24 protein-coding genes are annotated in these 26,076 nt (G+C 51.6%); all 24 read left to right on the forward strand.

Annotated elements, in window-relative coordinates:
• The first annotated feature begins 8 nt into the window (after positions 1 to 8).
• The 24 genes from rpsF (at position 9) to LA360_RS21000 (ending at position 25,865) form a co-directional block, all read left to right on the forward strand.
• The gene (gene rpsF, locus LA360_RS20885) at positions 9 to 296 is read left to right on the forward strand and encodes a 30S ribosomal protein S6 (protein ID WP_022200592.1); all 288 of its coding nucleotides are present in this window, start codon (positions 9 to 11) and stop codon (positions 294 to 296) included.
• A 48-nt stretch (positions 297 to 344) separates the two neighbouring features.
• The gene (locus LA360_RS20890; protein ID WP_002585698.1) at positions 345 to 809 is read left to right on the forward strand and encodes a single-stranded DNA-binding protein; all 465 of its coding nucleotides are present in this window, start codon (positions 345 to 347) and stop codon (positions 807 to 809) included.
• Between the two features lie 36 nt (positions 810 to 845).
• Positions 846 to 1,115, forward strand: a complete 270-nt coding sequence (gene rpsR, locus LA360_RS20895) for a 30S ribosomal protein S18 (protein ID WP_022200591.1) — start codon at positions 846 to 848, stop codon at positions 1,113 to 1,115.
• 483 nt (positions 1,116 to 1,598) lie between these two features.
• Positions 1,599 to 3,284 carry an ABC transporter substrate-binding protein gene (locus LA360_RS20900; RefSeq protein WP_022200590.1) on the forward strand — a complete coding sequence of 562 codons (1,686 nt, stop codon included), beginning with the start codon at positions 1,599 to 1,601 and terminating at the stop codon, positions 3,282 to 3,284.
• A gap of 154 nt (positions 3,285 to 3,438) precedes the next feature.
• The gene (locus LA360_RS20905) at positions 3,439 to 4,419 is read left to right on the forward strand and encodes an ABC transporter ATP-binding protein (protein WP_022200589.1); all 981 of its coding nucleotides are present in this window, start codon (positions 3,439 to 3,441) and stop codon (positions 4,417 to 4,419) included.
• Positions 4,412 to 5,431 (forward strand): ABC transporter ATP-binding protein, encoded by a 1,020-nt coding sequence (locus LA360_RS20910; protein WP_022200588.1) that lies wholly within the window; start codon positions 4,412 to 4,414, stop codon positions 5,429 to 5,431. Before LA360_RS20905 ends, LA360_RS20910 begins: the two co-directional genes overlap by 8 nt.
• Entirely contained in the window at positions 5,428 to 6,375 is a 948-nt protein-coding gene (locus LA360_RS20915) for an ABC transporter permease (protein ID WP_022200587.1), read from the forward strand. Before LA360_RS20910 ends, LA360_RS20915 begins: the two co-directional genes overlap by 4 nt.
• Before the next feature lie 41 nt (positions 6,376 to 6,416).
• Positions 6,417 to 7,385 (forward strand): ABC transporter permease, encoded by a 969-nt coding sequence (locus LA360_RS20920; RefSeq protein WP_022200586.1) that lies wholly within the window; start codon positions 6,417 to 6,419, stop codon positions 7,383 to 7,385.
• Positions 7,386 to 7,418: 33 nt separating this feature from the next.
• Positions 7,419 to 8,312 carry a LysR family transcriptional regulator gene (locus LA360_RS20925; RefSeq protein ID WP_022200585.1) on the forward strand — a complete coding sequence of 298 codons (894 nt, stop codon included), beginning with the start codon at positions 7,419 to 7,421 and terminating at the stop codon, positions 8,310 to 8,312.
• Positions 8,313 to 8,542: 230 nt separating this feature from the next.
• The gene (locus LA360_RS20930) at positions 8,543 to 9,721 is read left to right on the forward strand and encodes an efflux RND transporter periplasmic adaptor subunit (protein WP_022200584.1); all 1,179 of its coding nucleotides are present in this window, start codon (positions 8,543 to 8,545) and stop codon (positions 9,719 to 9,721) included.
• Between the two features lie 14 nt (positions 9,722 to 9,735).
• Positions 9,736 to 12,789: an efflux RND transporter permease subunit gene (locus tag LA360_RS20935; RefSeq protein WP_112481543.1), complete on the forward strand. Its 3,054-nt coding sequence runs from the start codon at positions 9,736 to 9,738 to the stop codon at positions 12,787 to 12,789.
• A 497-nt stretch (positions 12,790 to 13,286) separates the two neighbouring features.
• A complete protein-coding gene (locus tag LA360_RS20940; protein WP_027641947.1) occupies positions 13,287 to 13,595 on the forward strand; it encodes a hypothetical protein in 309 nt (102 codons plus the stop codon).
• Between the two features lie 18 nt (positions 13,596 to 13,613).
• Entirely contained in the window at positions 13,614 to 15,629 is a 2,016-nt protein-coding gene (locus LA360_RS20945) for a V-type ATP synthase subunit I (protein WP_022200580.1), read from the forward strand.
• A gap of 2 nt (positions 15,630 to 15,631) precedes the next feature.
• Complete coding sequence (locus tag LA360_RS20950) at positions 15,632 to 16,114, forward strand: V-type ATP synthase subunit K (RefSeq protein WP_002585709.1); 483 nt, start codon at positions 15,632 to 15,634, stop codon at positions 16,112 to 16,114.
• Between the two features lie 43 nt (positions 16,115 to 16,157).
• On the forward strand, positions 16,158 to 16,751 hold the full coding sequence (locus tag LA360_RS20955) for a V-type ATP synthase subunit E (protein WP_112481544.1): 594 nt from the start codon (positions 16,158 to 16,160) through the stop codon (positions 16,749 to 16,751).
• Between the two features lie 21 nt (positions 16,752 to 16,772).
• Positions 16,773 to 17,741 carry a V-type ATPase subunit gene (locus LA360_RS20960; RefSeq protein WP_022200578.1) on the forward strand — a complete coding sequence of 323 codons (969 nt, stop codon included), beginning with the start codon at positions 16,773 to 16,775 and terminating at the stop codon, positions 17,739 to 17,741.
• The gene (locus LA360_RS20965; RefSeq protein ID WP_002568366.1) at positions 17,734 to 18,054 is read left to right on the forward strand and encodes a V-type ATP synthase subunit F; all 321 of its coding nucleotides are present in this window, start codon (positions 17,734 to 17,736) and stop codon (positions 18,052 to 18,054) included. Before LA360_RS20960 ends, LA360_RS20965 begins: the two co-directional genes overlap by 8 nt.
• 15 nt (positions 18,055 to 18,069) lie before the next feature.
• Positions 18,070 to 19,845 (forward strand): V-type ATP synthase subunit A, encoded by a 1,776-nt coding sequence (locus LA360_RS20970; protein ID WP_002585712.1) that lies wholly within the window; start codon positions 18,070 to 18,072, stop codon positions 19,843 to 19,845.
• Positions 19,845 to 21,218 carry a V-type ATP synthase subunit B gene (locus LA360_RS20975; RefSeq protein ID WP_002568364.1) on the forward strand — a complete coding sequence of 458 codons (1,374 nt, stop codon included), beginning with the start codon at positions 19,845 to 19,847 and terminating at the stop codon, positions 21,216 to 21,218. Before LA360_RS20970 ends, LA360_RS20975 begins: the two co-directional genes overlap by 1 nt.
• Positions 21,219 to 21,325: 107 nt before the next feature.
• Positions 21,326 to 22,009, forward strand: a complete 684-nt coding sequence (locus LA360_RS20980; RefSeq protein ID WP_002585713.1) for a V-type ATP synthase subunit D — start codon at positions 21,326 to 21,328, stop codon at positions 22,007 to 22,009.
• A 604-nt stretch (positions 22,010 to 22,613) separates the two neighbouring features.
• A complete protein-coding gene (gene ltrA, locus LA360_RS20985; protein ID WP_002578445.1) occupies positions 22,614 to 23,894 on the forward strand; it encodes a group II intron reverse transcriptase/maturase in 1,281 nt (426 codons plus the stop codon).
• 121 nt (positions 23,895 to 24,015) lie between these two features.
• A complete protein-coding gene (locus tag LA360_RS20990) occupies positions 24,016 to 24,822 on the forward strand; it encodes a TlpA disulfide reductase family protein (protein WP_022201526.1) in 807 nt (268 codons plus the stop codon).
• 16 nt (positions 24,823 to 24,838) lie between these two features.
• Entirely contained in the window at positions 24,839 to 24,988 is a 150-nt protein-coding gene (locus tag LA360_RS20995) for a CD1871A family CXXC motif-containing protein (protein WP_002585715.1), read from the forward strand.
• A gap of 43 nt (positions 24,989 to 25,031) precedes the next feature.
• Complete coding sequence (locus LA360_RS21000) at positions 25,032 to 25,865, forward strand: 4Fe-4S binding protein (protein ID WP_002585716.1); 834 nt, start codon at positions 25,032 to 25,034, stop codon at positions 25,863 to 25,865.
• Positions 25,866 to 26,076 lie beyond the last annotated feature (211 nt).

The raw sequence follows: 26,076 nt of genomic DNA on the forward strand, positions 1-26,076 counted from the left end.
AAAGCAAGATGAACAAGTATGAATTAACCGTTGTTCTGAATGTGAAGCTGGAAGACGAGCAGCGTGCAGCAGCAATCGAAAAGGTAAAGGGTTACATCACCCGTTTCGGCGGCACTGTAACAAACGTAGATGAATGGGGCAAGAAGAGACTTGCTTACGAGATTCAGAAGATGCACGAAGCTTACTACTACTTCATACAGTTCGAGTCTGATTCTGTATGCCCGAATGAAGTAGAAGCTCACGTTCGTATTATGGAACCAGTAATCAGATACTTATGCGTTAAGGCAGAGGCATAAGAGATACCCAGACCGCCTATGGCGGGAGAGAAAAGGAAGTGTGACCGTATGAACAGAGTTATCTTAATGGGAAGATTGACAAGAGACCCGGAAGTCAGATATTCACAGGGAGAGCGTTCCATGGCTATAGCCAGGTACACCCTTGCGGTGGACAGAAGGGGCCGCAGGAACCAGGACAGTTCCGCGGAGCAGCAGACAGCCGATTTTATCAACTGTGTTGCATTTGACCGCGCCGCCGAGTTTGCCGAGAAGTATTTCCGTCAGGGAATGCGGGTGCTCGTGTCAGGCAGAATCCAGACAGGTAGCTATGTAAATAAAGAAGGTCAGAAAGTATACACCACCGAGGTCATTTTGGATGACCAGGAATTCGCAGACAGTAAGGGTGCGGCGTCTGAAATGGGAGGATATGCCCAGGCAGCTCCGTCTCAGAGACCGGCTCCTACCAGTGCGATTGGTGATGGGTTTATGAATATTCCTGATGGAGTGGAGGACGAAGGACTTCCATTTAACTAGGATGTTCATGGTTAATAATAAAGGAGGACAACACCAATGGCATTTAATAAAACAGATAGACCAGATGGCGCTAAGATGAGAAGACCAGGCGGAATACGCAGAAGAAAAAAAGTTTGTGTATTCTGTGGAGATAAGAACGGAACCATCGATTACAAGGATGTTAACAAGTTAAAGAGATACGTATCCGAGAGAGGAAAAATCCTTCCCCGCCGTATCACAGGCAACTGTGCAAAGCACCAGAGAGCCCTGACCGTAGCTATCAAGCGCGCACGTCACATTGCTCTGATGCCGTATACCTGTGATTAATTCTTAGTTTAGCAGGGATTGATGGGTAAAAAGATTACGGGATTCCATATATGAAGTATGGAGTCCCGTTTTTGTGTTCCTGTTTTTCCCTGCGCTTAATCCCCGCAGCCCCCTCCTTTGACCTTCAGCAGCCTGGCCTTGCCCATGATGAAGATGGTAGCGCCGCCAATCCGTTCCGTACCCATCAGGCATTTACCACAATGCGGAATGAATCAAAAGGGAAATTAGGAGTGTAGAATATCTTTCTATAACAGTTTGGTGTAAATTTCCACTTTATTTTAAAAGCCGGGGGGCCAGAGCTATTGACATTTATTGCGTGTAATGATATAAATAAAACCATACTAATTTGCTATGAATAGTGTGGTTTTGTTGCGCGGCACAGCGTTTTGCAGAAACGGAGGTCATGTTGTCGGTATTGACGGTATGCGGTGCCAGCGTCCGGAGCGCGTATACGGGTGCTCCGGGGATTTAAGGAGGAGGCTTATGAAACATACAAAAGGAACAGCGGGGAGAATGGCAGGCAGATGTCTTGCCCTGGTTTTATCTGCGGTCATGGTCCTGTCAGCGGCGGGATGCGGGGGCAAAGGCGGCAGCCGGCCGTCGGGCCAGACGGAATCAGGACAGACGGGATTGGGACAGACCCAGGCAGCGGCCTCTGACAGCGGAAAAATCGTCAATATTGGTGTGACCAGCTCTCTCAATACGCTGAACCCCCTGCTGATGGACGGCGTGGAGATGAATAAATATGCCACAGGTCTCATGTTCCTGCCGTTGGTGGAACTGGACCAGAATATGGAGTTTGAAGGAATGCTGGCAGATTCCGTGTCAGCGGAGGACGAGAGGAATTTTCTGGTGCATATTGATGATAAGGCGGTCTGGTCCGACGGAACTCCGGTTACCGCGGATGACGTGGTGTACACGGCCCTCAGGCTTTGCAGCCCGGTTATCGGAAACCCGGCCATGATGTACTATGTATTTGAAGGCGTGGGCGACGACGGGTTTGTGGAAGAGGGAGCCGACCATGTGGAAGGCATTGCCAGGGTGGATGACAAGACCGTGCGTTTTACCACCAAGGCTCCCATGTCACTCATAACCTTTAACAGCTCCTATGCCCGCTATCTCATGCCCCTTCCAAAGCATGTGATTGGTGATATCGGCGAGAAGGCGCTGGCATCAGACCCGTGGTTCAGCCATCCGGACGTGGTGAGCGGTCCCTATAAGGTGACTGAGTTTGACCGGGACCATTATGTGTCTTATGAGGCCAACAAAGACTACTGGAAGGGCGCTCCGGTGATTGAGCGTCTCAACATAAAAATTGTGGAAGGAAGCCAGCTCTATGCCGGGCTTAAGTCCGGGGAAATTGACATTACCCAGAACACCATGAGCACCATTCCCCTGGAGGACTATGAGAGTGTGGCGGCGCTGGAGAACGTGGAGGTTTCCTACGGGGCTCCCATCACCAACCAGTCCGTATTCATCAATACAGCCAGAATCACCGACGCAAAGGTGCGCCAGGCCATGTTGTACGCGGTGGACCGCAGCCAGCTCCTGGAGCAGCTCTTAAAGGGCAACGGAGAAGTGGCGGACGGATTTCTGTCATCGGCCAGCCCGTATTTTGACAGTTCCCTGGTGCCTGTTTCCTATGATCCGGAAAAGGCAAAGAGCCTGCTGGCGGAGAGCGGATGGGACCAGAGCAAAAGCATACGTTTCTGCATTGACTCAGGCGACAGCACCTTTGTGAACGCGGCTTCTGTTATAGCAGCCCAGTGGGCAGCGGTGGGCATTAAGGCAGATATCCAGACCATGGACATCAATACGCTGATGAGCACTGCCTCCAGCGGTGATTTTGATGTGCTGGCCGTACAGTATACCTATCCGCCGGTGGATCCTTATGCGGACATAGCCTGGCTTTTAGGCGGCGAGGGCAGCTGGACCGGCTATACCAGGCCGGAGGTGGAGGAGGCATTGTCAAATGTGGCCCTGACAAATGACAAGGATAAGCTGAAGGAGCTGTATGGGATCGTGGACCGGAAAGTCCAGGAGGATGTGCCCATGTTTTCCGCCTACATTATCAGGACCATGGCGGCGGCCAATAAACGCCTGACAGGGGTTAAGCCCAGCGTCTATGGCTTCCTCAATCATGTGGAGCAGTGGGATGTGACCCAATAGAATTTATCCCGATAGAATGTGTCACATTGGAAGGCATCCCGGCAGGACAACCCCATAATTGGAAAGAATGAACGGATTCCCGGAGGGCATATGCTCTCTGGGTATCTTCATTCATGGGAAATCCGCCATTAATATCAAGAAATGAGGAAACAGTATGTCACATATCCTTGAAGTCACGAATCTGGAAGTTGAATTTTCTGGTGACGGGGGGAAGAATATAAGTGTGGACCACGTGGGATTCCATGTGGATTCGGGGGAGATAGTCTGTATAGTAGGGGAGTCGGGCTGCGGCAAAAGCGTTACCTCCCTGTCTGTTATGGGGCTTTTAGGCAAAGGGGGGAAGGTGACTGACGGCCAGATCCTGTTCGAGGGAAGGGATTTGCTCTCCATGACAGAGAGGGAGTTGGACGGAGTCAGGGGAGACCGCCTGACCATGATATTCCAGGACCCTCTTACCTCCCTTAACCCTGTATTTACCATCGGGAGCCAGATGACGGAGAGCATCCGCGCCCATATGGGGTTGGGAAAGGAGGAGGCCAGGGAGAGGGCATCGTCCCTCCTTAAAAGGGTGGGGCTGCCGGACACCCTTTCCGTGATGAAAAAATACCCCCATCTGCTGTCAGGAGGCATGCGCCAGCGTGTCATGATTGCCATGGCCCTTTCCTGCAATCCGTCCCTTCTGATTGCCGACGAGCCTACCACGGCTCTGGATGTGACGATTCAGGCCCAAATCATGGACCTGATTCTGGAGCTTAAGGAGGAGATGGGCATGGCGGTGCTGCTCATCACCCATGACATGGGATTGGTGGCTCAGATGGCTGACCGGGTGCTGGTAATGTATGCGGGACAGCTCATAGAGCAGGCCAGGGTGCTGGAGCTGTTTGACCATCCGGCCCATCCCTACACCAGGGCCCTGCTGCGTTCCGTACCCGGTATCAGGGATGAGGAGGACAGAAGGCTGGAGTCCATAGAGGGAATTGTGCCGGAACACTACGACAGGATTCGGGGATGCCGTTTTGCAAGGAGATGCCCCTTCAGAACAGCAATGTGCATGAAGCCGCAGCAGGAGGTGCCTGTAGGGGCTTCCCATATTGTGCGGTGCTGCAGGGCGAAGGAGGTGCCGGCAGATGGCTGATAAATCTCATGTCCCGCTGCTTTCGGTGGAGGGACTGAAAAAATATTATACGTCAAAATCAGGCATGTTCTCCCATCCCTCCGGTGTGGTGCGGGCTGTGGACGGCGTATCCTTTCAGCTGTTTGAGGGGGAAACCCTGGGGCTGGTGGGAGAATCCGGCTGCGGCAAATCCACGTTGGGGCGCCAGCTGGTAGGACTGGAGCATCCCACGGGAGGGCATGTCATCTATGACGGCAATGACCTGGGCAATATGAGCCAGGCCCAGATGAAGCCCTTCCGCACCCGGCTGCAGATGATATTCCAGGATTCCTATTCATCCTTAAATCCCAGGAAGCATGTATTTGAGATACTGTCGGAACCCATGCTGTATCACGGACTGGCCAAACGCGGGAACGTATACTCCCACGTGGAAAAGCTGCTGGACATGGTAGGACTTCCGAAAAACTGTCTGGGAAGATATCCCCATGAATTCTCCGGCGGACAGAGGCAGCGCGTAGGCATTGCCAGAGCACTTTCCCTAAATCCCAGGCTGCTGGTATGCGATGAACCGGTCAGCGCACTTGATGTGTCCATACAGGCCCAGATATTGAACCTGCTCAGGGATTTGCAGAAGGAGCTGGGGCTTACCTGTATCTTCATCGGCCACGGCCTGGGAGCTGTGAACTATGTCAGCGACCGGATTGCCGTCATGTACCTGGGAAAGATTGTAGAGATTGCCGGCCGGAAGGAGCTGTTTGACCATCCCCTTCATCCTTATTCCAGGGCTCTGTTCGAGGCAGTGCCCATAGCTGATCCGCGAAAGCGCAGGAAGCGGTCTGAGGGAATTGTGGGCGGTGAGACGGCGTCCAATGTGAATACGCCTTCAGGATGTCCCTTCCACCCCAGATGCCCCCACTGCAGGGGAGAGTGTATGAGCGGGGAAATGGAGCTGAAACCGGCGGCACCCGGAAGCAGCCACCTGACAGCCTGTATCCGGTATAAGGAATTAGAGAAGGAGGTTGAGCAGGCATGACAAAATATATACTGAAGCGTATTCTGATTGCCATTCCCACCCTGCTTGGCATCACCATCATCGATTACGCCATCATGTGTTTTGCGGGCAGCCCCCTGGAAATGCTTCAGGGAGCCCGCATTTCCCAGGAAGCCATCGCCGCCAAGGAGGCAGCCATGGGATTGGACAAACCTTTCTATATACAGTACTTTATCTGGCTGGGGCAGCTTCTTTCCGGAAACATGGGGTATTCCGTGAAATCCTACGAGGCGGTCAGCGCCATGATTGGAAGCCATCTGGGACCTACCCTTCTTCTGATGGGGGTGTCGTTGATTGTAAGCCTTATAATGTCGGTGCCTGCCGGAATCTACAGCGCCATCCATCAGTATTCCAAGGGGGATTACGCCGTGGTGACAGCCTCCTTTTTCGGAAGCAGCATACCGGGATTTTTCCTGTCCCTGCTGCTGGTGTACCTCTTTACCGTGAACCTGGGCATCCTGCCCTCCGGAGGGATGACTACCCTGGGCACTGCGGGCGGCTCGGCGGATGTGGCGGTCCACATGGTAATGCCCGTGCTGGTGCTGTCTGTCTCCATGGCAGGGACCAATATCCGCTATATTCGCAGCGCCATGCTGGAAATACTCCAGCAGGATTATCTGCGCACAGCCAGGGCCAAGGGAATCGGGAGCAGGAAGGTCATATATAAGCATGCCCTGCGCAATGCCCTGGTGCCCATTGTGACAGTTATCGGCATGCAGATACCGGCGCTGTTTGGCGGCGCGGTCATTGTGGAGCAGCTGTTTTCCTGGCCCGGACTGGGACTTATGACCATGAGCGCCATCCTGAACCGGGATTATCCGGTTATCATGGGCGTCTGCCTGCTTTCCGCCGTGGTGGTGCTGGCAGCCAACCTGGTGACGGATATTCTGTACGCCATCGTAAATCCGGCTATTCAGTATGACTGACAGACCGGCGCAAGCACTTGACAGGAGTAAGCATAGATAGAATGAAAATGAACAGAAAGAACCCTTATGGGGATATCGGAAGAGAAAATTACTGGCAGACCGTAAGGCGGCGGTTTCTCCACCACCGCCTGGCCTGTATCAGTCTGGTGGTGCTGGCAGTTATCTGCGCGGCGGCCATTCTGGCGCCCGTCATAGCGCCCTATGACCCGGACGCCATCGCAGGGCCCTTCGGCGCCCCGCCAGGCGCCGGGTTCCTGCTGGGAACGGACCAGATTGGACGGGACATGTTTTCCCGCCTTTTATATGCAACACGTATATCCCTGCTGGTGGGCGTGCTGGCCACAGCCATATCCACGGCCATAGGAGTCAGCCTGGGGCTGCTGGGGGGATACTTCGGAGGCTGGCTGGACATAGCCATCATGCGTTTTACGGATATGGTCATGTCCTTTCCATATATTCTGCTGGTGCTGGTGGCGGCAGCCATCTTTGAACCGGGGCTCTGGAGCATCATACTGATTCTCGGATTTGTGGACTGGCCCGGCATCGCCCGTCTGGTCAGGGGCAATGTGCTGAGCCTACGGGAGACTAATTTTGTAAAGAGCAGCATTGTGGCGGGGATGCCTGCCAGACATATCCTGTTTTCAGAGATACTTCCCAATACAGTTGCGCCGATTCTGGTGTACGCCACCTTAGTGATGGCCCTTTCCATGCTGGATGAGGCTTCCTTAAGCTTCCTTGGAATGGGAGTGCAGCCGCCCACTGCCAGCCTGGGCAATATGCTGAACAGCGCCCAGTCCCTGACCGTGCTCACAAAACAGCCGTGGCTCTGGATTCCGCCCGGATTCCTGATAGTGGTCCTGGTGGTTGCCATTAATTTTGTGGGCGATGCCCTGAGGGATGCCCTGGACCCGTCGGCGGTTCTGAATCTGGGCGGGGCAGAGCCGGACGCCGAGGATCAAGACGCCGAGGATCAGGACGCCGAGGATCAGGAAACGGCGGATAGCATATAACTATACTGAAATGCATACAAAAGGAGTATATCCATGACCATCCATCAGATTGAATGTTTCCTGGAAGCAGCCAGGACCCTTAATTTTACGGAGGCGGCCAACCATCTGTATATATCGCAGCAGGGGCTGAGCCGCCAGATAGCGTCCCTGGAAAAGGAGCTGGAGCTGCGCCTTTTTGACAGGACCACCAGGGATGTAAGGCTGACCCGCAGCGGGGAGCTTCTGTTATGGCGCTGGAAAGATATTCCCAAGGAGATATATGACTCCGTGGATATGGCCAGGGAGGAAGGGGAGAGGGCCAAACGCCGGATTAACCTGTCCGTGGTGGGAATGAGCGGTATCATAGAGATGGCCGGCAACATACTGGCTGATTATATGGCTCTTGACCCGGATGTGGAATTTGAAATCAATGAGTTTACCAATATTAAGGATATAACCAACGGAAATCCGGATTTGATGATGACTGTAAGCTTTACCCCGTCCTACGAGCAGCTGAAGGAGAAGTGCGGGCTGGTGGTGGTAAAGAACCTGCCCTTATACTATGTAATGTCCAAGGAAAATCCCCTGGCTCAGAAGGAAGAAATAGTCATGGAGGATTTTAAGGGAGAGACCATGCTTTGTCTCTTCAAGAATTTTTTTGCAGGAGCCGAGCTGCGTCTGTTTGAACTGATTGCCAAGCAGGAACATATCCTTCAGAAGGCCCGGTATTATGAAAATGTAAACAGCCTGGAGCTGGCAATTATTGCCAATGAAGGGATTCATATCGGCTTTAAGGAGTTCTATCATAACTACGGGGAACGGCTGGTCATGCATCCCATGCCCAACTCCAATAGCCAGGCTCACGCCAGTGTAATCATTGTATGGCGTAAAGAAAATGAGAAAAGACTTGAAAGTTTTATTAAATTTTTGAAAAATAATTATAATTAACAACAATGAGTTGTTAATTATCCGCATTTTGGTGTTAGACAAAAAGGGGGGCAACTGTCTAAAATACAAGATGGTGGTAAAAAAGAAAGAAGCCGTAATTTGGGGAAGGGCTGTGGACCAAGGCAGCTCATTTCCCTTGTTTTTTTCTGGCGCTGTATTCCCTCTAAGGACAGCGCCGGCGCTATGACAGATTCTCATATTAAAAAGGACATGAAAGGAAAGAGGAGAAGATGAAAAAAGCAAGGACGCGCATTATTTGGGGAATCGTGATTGTAATCATCGCAGTCATTGTGATTGCCCGGGTTTTCAAGAAGGAAGAGCCTGTTGTCCCCACTCCGGACCCGGTGGTAACGGTACAGACGCCGCAGATGGGCGACATACTGCTGACAACAGACCTGGTAGGCACCATTGAGCCGGCCGATATTGTGTACATATATCCCAAGGCAGGAGGCGACGTGACAGCTGTCAACGTGAAGGCCGGGGATGTGGTTGCGGCAGGACAGGTGCTGTTAGAGATCGATACAAAACAGGTGGATACATCCAAAAACTCCATGGACGCGGCAAAGGTGGCGTGGGATGACGCCCAGTCTACCCTGGCCCGTATGGCCCCGCTTCATGCTTCAGGCTTTGTATCTGATAAAGAGTTTGAGGGATATCAGACTGCCGCTGAGGCTAAGAGGCTTCAGTATGAGTCCGCCAAGATCGCATATGAAAACCAGATGGAATTCAGCCATGTGACGTCACCCATAAACGGACGGGTGGAACAGCTTAATGTGGAGGTACATGACACGGTTGGAAACTCTAACCAGCTCTGCGTCATCGCAGGCGACAGCGGCAACAATGTAACTTTCTATGTAACCGAGAAGGTTAAGAATCATCTGAACGCAGGTGACCCCATCACGGTCATCAAGGAGGGAACAGAATACGGCGGCAATGTCATTGAAGTCAGCAATATGGCTGAGGCATCCGTCGGCCTGTTCAAGATAAAGGCATCTGTGGATGACAATGAGGCCATGGCAGCCGGAACCAGTGTGGAGCTGCGGGTGCCTTCCGCATCCGCCAGAAATGCCATGCTGATTCCAAATAACTGTGTATATTATAAATCAGGCGATGCCTATGTATATACTTATGACAGCGGCATCATCCACGAGGTGCCGGTGGAAGTGGGCATCTATGACAGTGAGAATATCGCGGTGCTTTCAGGCATTACCCTGGATGACCGGATCCTCACCACCTGGACCTCCGAATTAAAGGAGGGAACCAAAGTGACACTGGAGACCGAGGCGCCGGCAACCTTAGAGATGAATGGAACGGAAGCCGATGCACAGATAAATATGCAGGTTATCCAGGAAACCAGTCAGACAGACAAAGCTGAAAGTCCGGCCGCAGACCAGAGTCAGGCACAGTAGAAGGAGGCAGGAAAATGGGCTTAACAAAACTTGTCTTAAAAAGGCCGGTCAGTACGGTTCTCGCAATCCTGTGTCTGATTGTGTTCGGTTTGTCCTCGGTGATGAAATCACCGCTGGAGCTGATGCCGGACATGAACATGTCCATGATGATTGTGATGACCGTTTACTCCGGCGCCAGCCCTGACGACGTCAGCGAGCTGGTTACGAAACCCATCGAGGACAGGGCCAGTACCCTGAGCGGTCTGGATACCATATCCTCCCAGTCAAAGGAGAACATGTCCATCGTCATGCTGAAATACAAGTATGGCACTGACATGAACGATGCATATGATGACCTGAAGAAGCAGATGGACCTGGCTAAGGCAGAGCTTCCGGAGGATGCGGATGACCCCATCATGCTGGAGCTGAATACCAGCCTGAAGCCAAATGTGATCATGGCAGTCAGCCATGGGGAGGACGACGACCTCTACAATTATGTGAACAATGAGGTTGTACCTGAATTTGAGAAGCTGTCAACGGCGGCCGAGGTTTCCATCACCGGCGGTCTCCAGAAATATATCAAGGTGGAGCTGATGCCGGAGAAGCTGAAACAGTACGGCGTATCCATGAGCTCCATTGCCAGCGATATTGCGGGATCGGATATCACTTATCCGGCAGGCGATACGCAGGTGGGCGACCAGAAGCTGTCTGTGTCAACCGAGCAGCCCTTTGAGACCATGGACAGTCTCAATGATATTCCGCTGACCGTATCCGGTAACCAGACCGTATATCTGAGCGATGTGGCAAAGGTGTATATGGGCGCGGATGATGTGGAGAGCATCGCGCGCTATAAGGCTGAGAACGGACTTCCTGAGGATATTGTGGCATTAACTATCAGCAAGCAGCAGGACGCGGCTACGCTGGATGTCTCAAAAGATGTGAAGCGGGTGGTGAACGAGCTTACCGCCAAGGATCCCAGCCTGCAGATTACCATAGTAGACGATGATAAGGATTCTATCATGTCATCCCTGAGCTCGGTTATCGAGACAATGATTCTGGCCATCATCATTTCCATGGTCATCATATGGCTGTTTTTCGGGGACTTGAAGGCGTCTATGATTGTAGGCAGCTCCATTCCCGTATCCATCCTGTCGTCTCTTATATTGATGCAGCTCATGGGCTTCAGCCTCAATGTTATCACTCTGAGCGCCCTGGTGCTGGGCGTCGGTATGATGGTGGATAACTCCACCGTTGTGCTGGAGAGCTGTTTCAGGGCCACGGATGATACCGGTTTCCGGGAATTTTCCAAGGCAGCCCTAAACGGTACCGGCGTGGTATACCAGTCAGTTATCGGTTCCACGCTGACCACCTGCGTGGTGTTCCTGCCGCTGGCCATGCTGGGCGGCATGACGGGCCAGATGTTCCGGCCCTTGGGCTTTACCATCGTATTCTGTATGACGGCATCTCTCATATCAGCTATTACAGTGGTGCCTCTGTGCTACATGATTTATAAACCGGTGGAGAGAAAGGCGGCTCCCCTGTCCAGACCTGTTGAGAAGATGCAGGAAGCCTACCGGGGAATCATGACAAAGCTTCTGAACAAGAGAGGGCTTGTCATGCTGGCCTCCGTGGCGCTCCTCCTGTTCTCCTTCTTCATTGCCAAGTTCCTGCGGGTGGAGATGATGGCTGAGGATGACCAGGGCCAGATATCCATTACCGCGGAAGTAAAGCCGGGTATGAAGATTGACAAGGTAGACCGTGTCATGAAACAGATAGAGGATATTATCTCCCAGCAGGAAGATGTGGAATCCTACATTACCCTGGCAGGCAGTTCGGGACTGAGCATGAGCTCTGACCCCAGCATTACTGTCTACCTTAAGAAGGACAGAAAAATGGAGACAGACCAGGTGGTCCGTCTCTGGAAACAGCAGTTGGGCGGAATCTCAGATACCAATATAACGGTGGAAGCCTACTCACAGGTAAGTGCCATGATGGGATCGGATGATGAATACTCAGTAGACCTTCAGAGTACGAATTACGATGACCTGAAGGCGGTCAGCGACCATGTGGCGGAAAACTTAAGCAAACGTCCGGAGCTGACCAAGGTCCACTCATCCCTGGAAAATGCGGCCTCTGTAGTGAAGGTTACGGTGAATCCCATCAAGGCCAGGGCGGCAGGACTGACGCCGGCCCAGATTGGCGGTACCCTGAATAACATGCTCAGCGGAACCACTCCCACCTCCCTTAATATTAACGGAAATGATATTGACGTAAAGGTGGAGTATCCTAAGGAGCGCTATAAGACTCTGGACCAGATTGAGACAATCACCCTCCAGACGCCAAAGGGCAGTTCCGTTGCACTGACAGATGTGGCTGACATTCACTTTGCAGACAGCCCTGCGTCCATCACCAGGCAGGATAAGCAGTACCGCGCCACCATCAGCGGTGTCTATACCGAGAATTCAGATAAAAACACAAAGAGCCGGCTTTTAAGCGAGGTGGTGCAGCCGGTTGTAAGTGACAACGCCAATGTGACCATTGCCCAGAACCAGATGGATGAATCCATGACAGAGGAGTTCACGGCACTGTTCCAGGCAATTGCCCTGGCTATCTTCCTGGTATTCGTGGTCATGGCGGCCCAGTTCGAGTCACCCAAGTTCTCAATCATGGTAATGACCACCATCCCGTTCTGTCTCATAGGTGCGTTCGGGCTCCTGTGGCTGGCAGACAGCGCCATCAGCATGACGTCCCTTCTGGGATTCCTGATGCTGGTTGGTACGGTTGTTAACAACGGTATTCTCTATGTGGATACGGTGAACCAGTACCGCAGAGAGATGGATTTAAATACCGCCCTGGTGGAGGCGGGGGCTACCCGGCTGAGACCTATTCTCATGACCACCCTGACCACGGTTGTGTCCATGGTACCCATGGCCCTTGCTCTGGGCGACAGCGGTTCCACCACACAGGGCCTTGCTCTTGTTAATATCGGCGGCCTGACCGCATCCACCATTCTTTCGCTGCTTATGCTTCCCGCATACTACAGCCTGATGAACGGCGGCGGTAAGAAACGGATGATTATTGCGGATTAGCCTGAAATTGGCGGCAATGGCCGGGCGTTAAAAAGATGTTAAAAAATTACTGTTTCAAATAACAGGATAAAATGTTATGATGTTATTAAATAGGCTGTAGCTTATGACGCAGATGGAAGGCGTTGGAACTGCAGCCTATTTTAATAAATAAATTTGTTATTAATGTAACAAATATGTCCCGCCGGAATTGATGTTTAAAGGGACAATTATTTTAATATGGATAGAAGTTTTTTGTATGCTGTACAAAAATATTTAGAAAGTCTAAAATTTTTTCATGAAATATTGAGAAAGTGGATTGATAAATTTTTATGCATGGGTTATAATCTATTCATATTGTACAAAAATAATAGGAAAGCTATGGACAAATACTGGATAAGTTGTCATTTTGCAACACAAACGTATGGTCCATCGTATTCCCGGTGGCATATCTGCGCAAACTAACCATATATTCCGGCAGGATAGCTAACGGGATTCCGGTACAGAAAGGGGGATTTGGATTGGCCCAGGAGACGATTGACGCAATCCGTCAGGCAGAAACGGCCGCGGAAGCAGCCGAGAAGGAAGCTGTAAAAGAGGCGGAGGCAATTGTGGCAGAGGCAAAGGCTCAGGCGGCGCAGATGAAGGCAGAGATGACGAAATCTGCCAGAGAAAGCGCAGTGGGGGCCGAGGAGGATGCCAAGGCTCAGAGCGAGCAGATGATGCAGGCAGCCGGCGCCGAGGAAGGCAAGGATTTGGAAGCATTGCAGAAAGCTGTAGCTGAGAAACAACAAAAGGCAGTTGAAGTTATCTTATCAGAACTGCTATAGGAAGGGAGGCGCTTAAGGTTGGCAGTAGTGCCTATGAAAAAAGTGCTGATTTGTGGTCTTAAAAAGGACCGCAAGGGCACCCTTGAGCTTCTGCAGCGCCAAGGGGTACTTGAAATCAGCAATGTGCTGCAGGAAGATGACATGTTGGGCAGAATGGACGTGACGTCTTCCAAAACCGTATTTGAACGAAATGCCAATATAGCAGAGCAGGCCATTAATATTCTGGACAGGTACGCGCCTGAGGAGAAGGGCATGCTGTCCTCGTTCGAAGGCAGGGAAGTACTTTCCCTGGACGAATATGAGGCCAATGCAGGCAAACACGACATGGTCATGAAAAAAGCCTACCGCTTACAGGAACTTGCTAAGCAGATAGGCGAGCACAGTGCCGCGGTTCCGAAGCTGGAACAGCAAATGGAAGCACTGGTGCCATGGAGGTCCTTTGACCTGCCCCTTGATTTTAAGGGAACAAAGAAAACTGCGGCATTCATCGGTTCCATCCAGGATGAGATTACCCTGGAACAGGTAACAGAACAGCTTGGGGAGCTGGCACCTCAGGCAGAGACAATTGACGTGACCATTGTAAGTGCATCCAAGGAGCAGACCTGTCTTTTCATTGTCTGCGCGAAACCGGATGCGGAAGCAGTGGAGGATGCGCTTAAGAAAATGAATTTTGTAAAACCGCCCCTCAGCCAGACAGTGCCTGCTAAACGCCAGCAGCAGCTGGAAGAAGAGCTCGCAAAGGAAAAGGCGGAGATTAAAAAAGCGGAAAAGGCTGTAGCGGAGATGGCTCCGGACCGGGAGCTCATAAAGTTTGTTATGGATTACTACACCATGCGGGCTGAGAAATACGGTGTATTAAACGGTATGGCCCAGTCAAGACGTGTATTCTTTATAACCGGATACGTACCTGAGAGCGCGGCTGCCAAGCTTGAGAAGCTGCTTCAGGAAAAATATGAGGTGGTTGTAGAGTACACGGAACCGGGTGATGAGGAGGATGTACCAATTCTGCTCCACAACAATAAGTTCGCGGAACCTGTGGAGGGCGTTATTGAGAGTTACAGCGTTCCTTCCAAGGGAGAGATTGACCCGTCCATGATAGTGGCACTGTTCTACTATGTACAGTTCGGGCTCATGCTCTCAGACGCTGCTTACGGTCTTATCATGGTGGCAGGTACCGCATATTGCCTCACCAAATTCAAGAACATGGAAGCCGGAATGAAGAAGTTCATGAAGATGTTCATGTACTGTGGTATCTCCACAACGTTCTGGGGCTTCATGTTCGGCAGCTTTTTCGGAGATGCTGTCAATGTTATCGCGACCACATTCTTCAACCGGCCGGATATCAGGCTCGCTCCTCTCTGGTTTGAGCCAGTAAGCCTTCCTATGAAGCTTCTGGTATTTGCATTTGGACTTGGTATTCTTCACCTTTTCATAGGACTTGGAATCAAATTCTACTCCTGTGTGAAGAACGGCAGCCTGGCTGACGGTATATATGACGCCATATTCTGGTATATGCTGGTTGGCGGCGGCATTGTTTATCTGCTGACCATGCCTATGTTTACCGAGATGCTGGGTCTTACCTTTACGCTTCCGGCAGTTGCGGGTACTGTAGCTGCTTACGCGGCAGCCATTGGTTTTGTGGGTATTGTACTTACCAGCGGACGGGAATCCAAAAACTGGGTTAAGAGGATACTTAAGGGCCTTTACGGGGCATACGGAGTGAGCTCATACCTGAGCGACATCCTGTCCTATTCCAGACTTCTGGCCCTGGGTCTGGCTACCAGCGTTATATCCACAGTATTTAACAAGATGGGAAGTATGATGGGCGCTTCCATTCCGGGAGCAATCATATTCATACTGGTATTCGTAATCGGACACAGCCTGAACCTGGCAATTAATGCCTTGGGCGCATATGTCCATACTAACCGTCTGCAGTATGTAGAGTTTTTTGGAAAGTTTTATGAAGGCGGCGGAAGGAAATTTGAGCCCTTTGCCGTTCACACCAAATATTATAAAATCAAGGAGGACATTTAGTTATGGGAAATATGGGAGTTGCTTTAGCATTATTAGGAGCTGCAATCGCAGCGCTTTTTGCAGGAGTAGGTTCTGCTATTGGAGTAGGTATTGCAGGTCAGGCTGCAGCCGGAGTTGTTACAGAGGATCCCAACAAGTTCAGTAAGGTTCTGGTTTTACAGCTGCTTCCCGGTACACAGGGTATATACGGACTGCTGATTGCATTCATCACACTGACACAGATTGGTATTATGGGCGGAAGCGCTGACCTTTCCTTAATAAAGGGCGCTTTATACCTGGCAGCATGCCTTCCTATGGGCATTGTGGGCTGGATTTCCGGCGCATCACAGGGCAAGGCGGCAGCAGCGAGTATCGGCCTGGTTGCCAAGAGACCTGAGCAGTTTGGTAAAGCTATGATTTTCCCGGCCATGGTTGAGACATACGCCATCCTGGCACTGCTGATCTCCATCCTTTCCATCTTTGGTATTGCGGGACTTAACATTTAATCAGCATACCAAATAAGGTGACTTAAGGAAAGGAGAACATGGCATGGCGGGATTAGATAAGATCATCAGCCAGATTAAAGAAGAATCCCAGAAGGCGGCGGAACGCACCAGGGCAGAAGCCCGTTCCAAGGCAGATGAGATTCTGGCACAGGCCCGTGCGGATGCGCAGAGGGAGTGCGTTGATATTGAGAGGCGCTCCAAACAGGCGGTAGCCAACATTCTGGAAAGAGGACGCACGGCAGCCGAACTTAAGAAGCGGGGTGCTATTCTGGCTGAAAAGCAGAGGCTCATCGGTGCGACCATTGGGATGGCTAAGGCTGAACTCAAGGGGCTTGAGACCGGTGCCTACTTTGATATGATTCTGAAACTGGCAGTTAAATCCGCACAGCCCGGCGAAGGCGAGCTCCTGCTCTCAAAGAAGGACCTGGAACGCCTGCCCGAAGGCTTTGAGGACAGGTTAAATGCCTCGCTTAAGGACAAAGGGGCAGTGCTGCATATATCGGGAGACACCCGGGATATAGACGGCGGTTTTGTGCTTACTTATGGAGGAATTGAGGAGAACTGTTCCATTGACGCTCTCTTCGACGCGGCCCATGAGGTATTACAGGATAAAGTGCAGGAGATTCTGTTTTCATGAACGTAGGGAGGAACTAATTAAATGGCAGACAAACAGTATGTTTATGCAGTAGCCCGCATCCGTTCCAAAGAATTGTCCCTGCTATCCGGTGCATTTTTAGAGCAGCTGACGGCTGCAAAAGACTATGACGAGTGTATCCAGCTTCTTATGGAGAAGGGCTGGGGAGAGGACGGCATCACAAATGCCGGAGATATCCTGGCCATTGAGAAGAGGAAGACCTGGGAGCTGATTAATGAGCTGGTGAAGGATATGTCGGTATTTGATGTATTCCTGTACGCCAACGACTACCACAATCTGAAGGCGGCCATCAAGGAGGTCCGCATGGGTGATGAATACCCGGGAATCTTTATGGAGCAGGGGACTGTGGATGTGAAGCTCATCCGAGAAGCGGTTCAGACCAGGGAATTCCAGAATCTTCCGGCGGCCATGAGAACGCCTGCGGAGGAAGCCTACAAGGCGCTCCTTCACACCCAGGACGGACAGCTCTGCGACATCATAATCGACAAAGCAGCCCTGGATGCAATCTACGCAGCCGGTAAATCCTCCGGCAATGAGTTCCTGGAACTCTACGCGGAGCTGACAGTTGCGGCGGCAGATATAAAGACGGCGGTGCGGGCATCCCGTACCGGCAAGGACAGGGTATTTCTGGAACAGGCGCTGGCGCCATGCGGCAGCATCAACGTTGCCCGTCTGGCTCAGGCAGCCATAGAAGGCGTGGATTCCATCGGATCCTACCTGGAAACCACGGCCTATGCAGATGCAGTGGAAGAATTGCGGCGCTCACCTTCAGCTTTTGAGCGGTGGTGCGACAATCTGCTGATTCGTAAGATTAAGCCCCAGCAGTACAGCGCCTTTGGTCTGGGTCCGCTGGCAGCTTATATTCTGGCACGGGAGAACGAGATTAAATCAGTTCGGATTGTGCTTTCCGGGAAATTAAACCATCTTCCCGAGGAGTCCATCCGGGAAAGGATAAGGGAGATGTATGTATAAGATTGCAGTTATGGGCGACCGGGACAGTATCTACGGTTTCGCCAGTCTGGGTCTGGAACCGTTTCCTTTGACAGACCCGGCGGAGGCAGGAAAGAAGGTTAAGGATCTGGCAGAAAGCGGCTACGCGGTGATTTACATCACAGAGGCCCTGGCCGCCCAGATTGAACCGGAGATCAACCGCTACCGCGAGGCTGGCCTTCCGGCCATCATACTGATTCCCGGCATATCAGGCAATACGGGAAAAGGTATCCTGGCAGTTAAGAAGTCAGTGGAGCAGGCAGTTGGCTCGGATATTATATTTAATGGGCAATAACAATGGAGGTAAAAGATGAGCAAAGGCGTAATTAAAAAAGTAGCCGGTCCGCTGGTCATCGCAGAAGGCATGCGCGACGCGAACATGTTCGACGTGGTTCGAGTCAGCGAGCAGCGTCTGATTGGCGAAATTATAGAGATCCATGGCGATAAGGCTTCCGTCCAGGTATACGAGGAGACATCCGGACTGGGACCCGGGGAGCCGGTGGAATCCACAGGCGTACCTATGAGCGTGGAGCTGGGGCCTGGCCTGATTGGAAGTATATACGACGGTATCCAGCGTCCCCTGGATGCCATTATGGAGAAAACAGGCGGAAACCTTTTGAACCGCGGCGTGGAGGTTCCCTCCCTGAAGCGTGAGAAGAAGTGGATCTTCGTACCCACTGCAAATGTGGGTGACAAGGTAGGCGGCGGCGACATCATCGGTACGGTTCAGGAGACCGAGGTGGTACAGCAGAAAATAATGATTCCTGTTGGCGTAAGCGGCACTCTTACCTATATCAGCGGCGGAGAGTATACGGTTACCGATACAGTGGCTGTTGTGACAGACGAGAAGGGACAGGAGCATCCGGTTTCGCTGATGCAGAAGTGGCCTGTACGTAAGGGCCGTCCCTATCAGAGAAAGCTGTCCCCGGATATGCCTCTTGTAACAGGACAGCGTGTTATTGACTGTCTGTTCCCAATCGCAAAGGGCGGTGTTGCGGCTGTTCCGGGACCTTTCGGGTCCGGTAAAACGGTTGTACAGCATCAGCTGGCTAAGTGGGCTGACGCGGACATCGTGGTTTACATTGGCTGCGGCGAGCGTGGAAACGAGATGACGGACGTTCTGAACGAGTTCCCGGAACTGAAGGATCCAAAGACAGGCAAATCTCTGATGGAGCGTACTGTGCTGATTGCCAATACCTCCGATATGCCTGTTGCTGCCCGTGAGGCATCTATCTATACAGGTATTACCATTGCGGAGTATTTCCGCGACATGGGTTACTCCGTAGCCCTGATGGCAGACTCCACATCACGTTGGGCCGAGGCTCTTCGTGAGATGTCAGGACGTCTGGAGGAGATGCCTGGTGAGGAAGGTTACCCCGCATACCTGGGTTCCCGTCTGGCACAGTTTTACGAGCGTGCCGGCCGTGTTATCTCCCTGGGCCAGGACAACCGCGAGGGCGCTCTTTCCGTTATCGGAGCAGTATCCCCTGCCGGCGGCGATATTTCCGAGCCGGTTACACAGGCTACCCTGCGTATCGTAAAGGTATTCTGGTCCCTGGATGCCGACCTGGCATATAAGAGACACTTCCCGGCCATCAACTGGCTGACCAGCTATTCCCTGTATGTGGACACCATGGAAAAATGGTTTAACGCAGAGGTGGAGAGCGACTGGACCGAGCTGCGCGCGCGTCTCATGCGGCTGCTGCAGGAAGAGTCTGAGCTGAATGAAATCGTACAGCTGGTAGGTATGGATGCATTATCTGCGCCTGACCGTCTGAAACTGGAAGCGGCCCGTTCCATCCGTGAGGACTTCCTTCACCAGAACGCCTTCCATGAGATTGATACATTTACGTCCTTAAAGAAACAGCACATGATGATGATGCTGATGATGGCATACTATGACAAGGCAGGAGAGGCTCTGGCACAGGGCGTGAATATTGAGCGTCTTGTAAGCCTTCCTGTGCGTGAGGCCATTGGCCGTTTCAAATATACAGAGGAAGCTGACCTGGATAAGGTTTACGAGGATGTCATCAAGACCCTGGAGTCAGAGATTTACAGTGAGATGAGCAGAAAGGAGGACTTCTAATGCCCAAGGAATATAGAACAATTGAAGAGGTAGCAGGTCCTATTATGCTGGTCCGCGGCGTACAGGGAGTAACCTACGATGAGATGGGAGAAATCGAGCTGGTTAACGGCGAGAGACGCCGCTGCAAGGTACTGGAGATAGACGGCGGCAATGCCATGGTACAGCTGTACGAGGCGTCTACAGGTATCAACCTGGACTCCAGTAAGGTGCGTTTCTTAGGACGTACCATGGAGTTAGGCGTGTCTGAGGATATGCTCAGCCGTATGTTTGACGGCATGGGCAAGCCCATTGACGGCGGTCCCGACATCCTGCCTGAGAAGCGCATGGATATCAACGGCCTGCCCATGAACCCGGCCGCCAGAAGTTATCCTGAGGAGTTTATCCAGACCGGTGTTTCTGCCATAGATGGACTGAACACCCTGGTCCGTGGTCAGAAGCTGCCTATTTTCTCGGCATCCGGTCTTCCCCACGCCAACCTGGCTGCCCAGATTGCGCGTCAGGCAAAGGTGCGCGGCACCGACGAGTCATTCGCCGTTGTGTTTGCTGCCATGGGTATCACCTTTGAGGAGGCTAACTTCTTTATGGAGAGCTTCCGTGAGACCGGCGCTATCGACCGAAGCGTCATGTTCATCAACCTGGCAAACGACCCTGCCGTAGAGCGTATCGCGACTCCGCGTATGGCGCTGACAGCAGCAGAGTACCTGGCATTTGAAAAGAACATGCACGTACTGGTTATTCTGACTGATATTACAAACTACGCAGATTCACTGCGTGAGATTTCCGCAGCCCGTAAGGAAGTTCCCGGACGCCGCGGTTATCCCGGATATATGTACACTGACCTGGCTTCCCTGTATGAGAGAGCCGGACGTCAGAAGGGCAAGAACGGATCCATCACCATGATTCCCATTCTTACCATGCCTGAGGATGATAAGACACATCCTATTCCTGACCTTACAGGCTACATCACTGAGGGACAGATTATCCTGAGCCGTGAGCTGTACCGTAAGAATGTAACACCTCCAATTGATGTACTGCCATCCCTGTCCCGTCTTAAGGATAAGGGTATCGGTGAAGGCAAGACACGCGCAGACCATGCAGACGTTATGAACCAGCTCTTTGCAGCCTATGCCCGTGGTAAGGACGCAAAGGAACTGATGATCATTCTGGGCGAGGCAGCCCTGACTGATATGGATAAACTGTATGCCAAGTTTGCTGATGAGTTTGAGAAGGAGTATGTATCCCAGGGCTACTATGCTGACCGTGATATCGAAGAGACCATGGAAATCGGCTGGAAGCTTCTGCGCATCCTCCCAAGGAGCGAGCTGAAACGTATTAAGGACAAATTCCTTGATTTATATTACGAAGCAAAATAACCGGCAGTCACAGCCCGGCAGGGAACATGCAGGCGTGCGTCCCTCCGCTATGTGCGGAAAGGACGCGCGCCGGGGTTTCCGGCCGGCAGAAAGGAAGTTGACATAACATGGGTGCAAAACATGTAAATCCCACCCGTATGGAGCTTACCCGCCTTAAGAAAAAGCTGGCAACAGCCATCCGCGGACACAAGCTTCTGAAAGACAAGCGGGATGAATTGATGCGTCAGTTCCTGGACCTGGTGCGTGAGAACAAGGCCCTCCGCGAGAAGGTGGAGGCAGGCATCGCTGCGGCTAACCAAAATTTCGTGCTGGCACGTTCCGGCATGACAGACGAGGCCCTGAACGTAGCCCTGATGGCTCCCAAGCAGGAGGTCTATCTGGAAACTGAGACAAAGAACGTCATGAGTGTGGAGATTCCTGTGTTCAAGTATAAGACCAGGACTTCAGACCCTAACGACATCTATTCCTACGGCTTTGCATTTACTTCCAGTGACCTGGATGATGCGGTAAAGAGTCTGGCAGATTTACTGCCTGACATGCTGCGTCTGGCTGAGTGCGAAAAATCCTGCCAGCTCATGGCAGCGGAGATTGAAAAGACCCGCCGCCGTGTAAACGCGCTGGAGCATGTGATGATTCCCGATACCCAGTCAAACATCCGCTATATCACCATGAAGCTGGATGAGAATGAGCGAAGCTCCCAGACAAGGCTTATGAAGGTAAAGGATATGATGCTTGAGGAAGCGCACCACTACAGCGAGCGGGAAGTGGTTCCCGTGGTAGATGAGATGTAGCAGGCATCTTCATGAAAGCTTAATAAAACTTTCATAGAAACCCCATAAAGCCGGGTGGACAGAAAATAATAATTATGTTAGAGTAAAACCCAGAGAATGACACAAGCGGCATTCTCTGGGTTTTGTTTGCCCAGCATGGGCGTTTTCTAATGGGTGAAAGTCCCAAGTGCGCGTAGGCAACAACGAAGCACATAGCCGAACAGCAAGGGTGTCCGCCGTGAGACGGAATCTGAAAGAAGCTGTAAGCAAACCTCTGACCTGACGGACAGGAACCGCATATAAGGCTCGGAAATACGGATAAGGTGGCAAAAGGCACTGAAGTCCAAAAGGTTGCCGGAAGTACGAGTAAATGCGGCAGGTACATGGAGGAAAAGAACACGCACCTTAACTGGGGAGGTCTCACAGGCGGTCTCATTAGCCGTAGTAACAACGAATTGTGAGAAGTCAGCAGAAGCCATAGTAGTGAGGAAGTTCCTGTAATGGGGACGGAGCGAAGGGCTGAACAATCAATCAGTTGAAGTACGTTCCACTTCGTAGCCGGAGCATACGCCTGTCGATGACTTCAAAGGCGGCAAAGGCAAAAGGGGCAGAAAGGAAACAACGCATGGACACAAGCAGTCTCATGGAGCAGATATTAAGCAGGGATAATCTAAATGCGGCGTATCTGCAAGTCGTAAGGAATAAAGGAGCGGCAGGCGTGGACGGGATGACCGTTGAAGAACTTGGCGCATATCTTTCGGAAAACGGCGAAAACATTAAGGAACAGTTGCGGACGAGGAAGTATAAGCCGAAGCCAGTCCGCAGGGTGGAGATACCCAAACCCGATGGTGGTACAAGAAATCTTGGAGTGCCAACAGCAGTAGACCGCTTTGTACAGCAGGCGGTGGCACAGGTGCTTACCCCGATATTTGAGGAGCAGTTTCACGACCACAGCTATGGATTCAGACCCAAGCGGTGTGCACAGCAGGCAGTCCTTAAAGCATTGGAAATGATGAATGACGGACACAACTGGATAGTGGATATCGACCTAGCGAAATTCTTTGACACAGTAGACCATGACAAGCTGATGACGATTTTCGGACGGACAATAAAGGACGGAGATGTCATATCGGTGGTAAGAAAGATTCTGGTCAGCGGCGTAATGATTGATGATGAGTATGAAGATACGGTAGTCGGCACACCGCAGGGTGGAAATATCTCGCCGCTGTTAGCAAATATCATGTTAAATGAGCTGGACAAAGAACTGGAAGCAAGGAGGCTGGATTTCGTCCGGTATGCAGATGACCTTATTATAATGGTCGGGAGCAGACAGGCGGCAGAGCGGGTAATGAAGAGCGTGGCTCGGTTTATAGAGGAAAAGCTTGGACTGAAAGTGAACGCGGAAAAGAGCAGGGTTGATAAACCAAAGGGCATTAAGTATCTGGGGTTTGGATTTTACTATGACTCATTTGCCAAAGGGTACAAAGCCAGACCACACCCGAAAGCGGCAGCAAAGTTCAAGGCGCAGATGAAGAAATATACAAGCAGGAGCTGGGGAGTGGGCAATGGTTATAAAATTGGGAAACTCAACCGGCTTATCCGAGGGTGGATAAATTATTTCAAAATCGGAAGCATGAAAAGGCTGTGCGCAAAAATGGACGGACAGATTCGGTATCGACTGCGCATGTGCATATGGAAACACTGGAAAACGCCAAAGAACAGGGAAAAGAATCTTATCAAACTTGGTCTGCCGCCAAATGCGGCACATGGCATTTCATATGCCAAAGGATATGCCAGAGTGTGCAGAAGCTGGAATCTCCACATTTGTATCAGTAAAGAGAGACTAGCTAAGTTTGGTCTTGTATCCATGGAAGACTACTACGCCGAAAAGGCTGTTACATGTTAAGTTGATTGAACCGCCGTATACCGAACGGTACGTACGGTGGTGTGAGAGGTCGGAAGGCGAAATAATCGCCTTCCTCCTACTCGATTGTCTATTCCATTAGTTGAAAGGGGAGGAATAACACATGAGAAAAGAACAATTTTACAGAGATAAAAAGGCAGTGAAAAGGAGTGTTTCGGGCATTTGTCTAGCCCTTTTCCTGGCTTTGCAGATAACGGGATGCAGCCAGACAGCGGACCAGGATAAGGCTGCTCAGAAAACGGAGCAGGCCCAAGGGACTGAGAAGGAAGGCGCGGGGGCTGAGAAGAGCAGCGCAGAAACTGAGAAAAACGGCTCTGGAACCGGGGAAGCGGAGGATACAGGGAACAAGGAGTCTGAGCCGGGAAAGACCCGGGAAGCCGGAGAGGCCGGGGAAACAGGCCGGGAGCAGTCCGCAGGCAGCAGCCAGGCAGATGCAAAGGCGGCAGCAGGCCAGGGGGACAGCATGATTGAGTTTAAGCCGGGCATGCCCATCAAGGAAGGGGTGGCAGCTCCTGATTTTACAGGAGAACTCATGGACGGAACCAGCATTACGCTGTCCGAATTACAGGGCAAACCTGTTATCATCAATTTCTGGGCAACCTGGTGCGGCCCGTGCGTCAAGGAGATGCCGGCATTTGAGCGCCTGAAGGATGATTTTGGGGATAAGATCGGCATTATCGCGGTGAATTGCGGAGATGACGCCGAGACGGTGAAGGACTTTGTGGAGGAGAACGGATACACCTTCCCGGTAGTGCTGGACGAGGAGTATTCCATATCCATGCTGTATCCCACCAATTCCATTCCGTATACAGTGGTGCTGGACGCGGAGGGCAAGGTGGCCCATATATCAACCGGGGCCCTGGACGCGGACACGATGTATGAGAGATATAAGGAAGCCCTTGGGGTGTAAGACTTGGAGCGTTGATATGATGGATTGGTGCAGACAGAATAAGATAACAGTTATCCTCCTTGTCCTGGGCGTAGTATTTCTGTGTATCGGAGCTGCCCAGGGAGGATACCAGGACGCCTTCCGCAAGGCAGTGAGAGTGTGCCTGGAATGTATCGGAATCGGATGAGAAGGCAGCGGCAGAACACCATGACCATGAGAGGGCAGCAGCGATGAAACGGCGTTTGATACAGCTTTGTGCGGCATTATTATATAATCTGAACCTGAAGGGATTTGCGGAGGCGTCCATCTATAAGGGAAAGTCAAAAGGATTGTGCGTTCCCGGACTTAACTGCTATTCGTGTCCGGGAGCCGTTGGTTCCTGTCCGTTAGGCACCCTGCAGAACGCCCTGTCCGCCATGGACAGGAAGCTTCCCTTCTATATATTGGGAGTTCTCCTGCTTTTTGGGGTTACCATGGGAAGGACTATATGCGGTTTCATCTGTCCCTTTGGGCTGGTACAGGAGCTTCTCTATAAGATACCTGTACCCAAGATAAAAAAGAACCGCGTCACACGGGAGCTGTCCAGGGTGAAATACGTGATTCTGGCAGTGTTTGTCATCATCCTGCCTGTGGTATTCAAGGCGGCCTCCGGCCTGCCGGTTCCTGCCTTCTGCAAATACATATGTCCTGCGGGAACCCTGGAGGGAGGAATTCCCCTGGTGCTTTTGGACGAGTCACTGGGCGGCCTGGCAGGAGCCCTTTTTAACTGGAAGGTCCTTGTGATGGCAGTTATACTGGTAAGCGCCTGTTTTGTATACAGAAGCTTTTGCCGGTTCCTCTGTCCTCTGGGTGCCATCTATTCCCTGTTTGCACCCGCGGCTCTGCTGGGGGTGAATATTGACAGGGACGCCTGCATTGACTGCGGGCGTTGTGTGCGGACCTGTAAAATGGATATCAGACAGGTGGGAGACAGGGAGTGCATACAGTGCGGCGAATGTATGAAAGAGTGTAATGTGGATGCCATTTATTGGAAGAAGCCCTGGAATGTGAACGGTAAGATATAACAAACGTAAGAGCGGGACGCTGTAAATAAGCTGTTAAAACAGCCTTGGCAGCGTCCTGTTTTTGCGTTTCTGTGCTGGTTTTGGCCTGTTTCCGGGCAAAACAGGTCAATCTATATATTGAATTATCCCAGAAAATGTGGTATCGTTTTGAGTATATATGCAGAAAACTGCGGGTAAATACATTGGCACCGCGTTGACGCTTTGATGTAAT

The organism is Enterocloster clostridioformis (assembly GCF_020297485.1).
Classification (GTDB): domain Bacteria; phylum Bacillota; class Clostridia; order Lachnospirales; family Lachnospiraceae; genus Enterocloster; species Enterocloster clostridioformis.